The organism is Nostoc sp. UHCC 0251, from assembly GCF_034932245.1.
In the GTDB taxonomy this organism is placed as follows: Bacteria; Cyanobacteriota; Cyanobacteriia; order Cyanobacteriales; family Nostocaceae; genus Nostoc.
Genome location: NZ_JAYGHD010000270.1, coordinates 1 through 1,490, shown reverse-complemented (window position 1 = coordinate 1,490; position 1,490 = coordinate 1). Strand labels below are relative to the sequence as shown.

2 protein-coding genes are annotated in these 1,490 nt (G+C 45.0%); both read right to left on the bottom strand.

What is annotated here, in order from left to right:
- Positions 1 to 1,042, bottom strand: a 1,042-nt coding sequence (locus tag VB740_RS18140; protein ID WP_323201348.1) for an alpha/beta hydrolase, incomplete at its 3' end; no start/stop codon positions are given.
- A gap of 122 nt (positions 1,043 to 1,164) precedes the next feature.
- Entirely contained in the window at positions 1,165 to 1,428 is a 264-nt protein-coding gene (locus VB740_RS18135; RefSeq protein ID WP_323201347.1) for an alpha/beta hydrolase, read from the bottom strand.
- Positions 1,429 to 1,490 lie beyond the last annotated feature (62 nt).

Below are 1,490 nucleotides of genomic sequence, written 5' to 3'. Positions count from 1 at the left end.
ACCATCTTTCTTCCCTCATGGGAATATTCCTGGTATTCCTACCTGGGCAGTTACGATGTTTCTTCAATTGGGCAGCAGCTTGAACAAACAGAGAACGGGTTTGTGGCAACTCAGCTAAACCATTCAGTAGTCCGAAGTCATGAATCATACCGTTATACTGCACAGTTGTCACCTCGACCCCAGCTTCATCGAGCTTGCGTCCGTAAGCTGTGCCTTCGTCATGCAAAATATCGCTCTCTGCAACCACAATTAACGCTGGAGGCAAGCCTTTGAGTTGCTCAACCGTCGCCTGTAGGGGAGAAGCATAGATGTCTCTGCGCTTTTCTGGGTCAGCGATGTACATATCATACATCCACTTCATCGCTGGTACAGTCAGAAAACGCTGATCGCCAAATTGGTTATAAGAATTTGTTTCAAAATCAGCATCTACAATAGGCCACATCAGGATTTGCAGCTTGATGTGTGGTCCTCCTTTTTCTTTCGCCTTCAAAGCAGTGACAGTTGTCATGTTACCGCCGACACTGTTGCCAACGACTGCCAAATTCTTGCCATCCACTCCAATCTCCTCACCATGCTCGGCAACCCATTTGGTCGCAGCATAAATCTCATTGATTGCCTGTGGGTACTGAGCATCTGGTGTGCGAGTATAGTTGACAAAGACACCTGCAAACCCTGAAAGCACAACCAGATCGCGAACCATACGCTTGTGTGTTGGGTAATCACCCAGTACCCAACCACCACCATGAATAAAGATGAAAACAGGTAATGTGCCTTTGACCCCTAATGGTCGTACAATATTCAGGGTAATTGAATAACCCTCAGCAGTAATCGTCTTTTGGGACTCTTCAATGCCTGAAAGGTCTACTGAAACCGAAGCCTGTGCATCTACAAGAACTTGACGTGCTTCGACTGGAGTGAGTTTCTCCAACGCCACACCCCCTGAATTTAGCACTTTCAAAAATTCCTTCGTTCCTTTGGAAAGACGTGGATCGTCTGCAACTTCCAAAATTTTTGCTGCTTGCGAGTTTGCTTGAGCAACCATGACATTCTCCTTTAATAACTTGTAAACAAGATGTTAAGTTAATTGATTTAACACTGCTGCTTGATCAGTAGTAATTGTAGTAATGACAATCACTTTTTACCGACATAGTTTCCCAGCCCAAACTATTTGTTACTGGTGGTTAGCTTGGTGTTCTCTACAACGTGAGTGGTCAGAAAGCGGTGAATATGGTCAGCGATCGCGTCTCCATCTTCTTCCAGAGCAAAATGCCCCGTATCAAACAAATGAAACTCCAGGTTTTTTAAGTCGCGTTTGTAGGCATAAGCTCCCTCGACTAAAAAGCCCTGGTCATTTTTGCCCCATACAATTAGCGTGGGTGGTTGATATTGGTGCAAGTAAGCTTGCCACGCTAGGATATAACCGCACATTGGACTGGTAGTCGGATACTGTTGGCGAAAGTGTTACAAACGCATAAACAAAAGTGTTACAA

Coding starts and splice junctions, on each gene's coding strand:
- VB740_RS18135 (WP_323201347.1), bottom strand. CDS start 1,428: ATGTGCGGTTATATCCTAGCGTGGCAAGCTTACTTGCACCAATATCAA.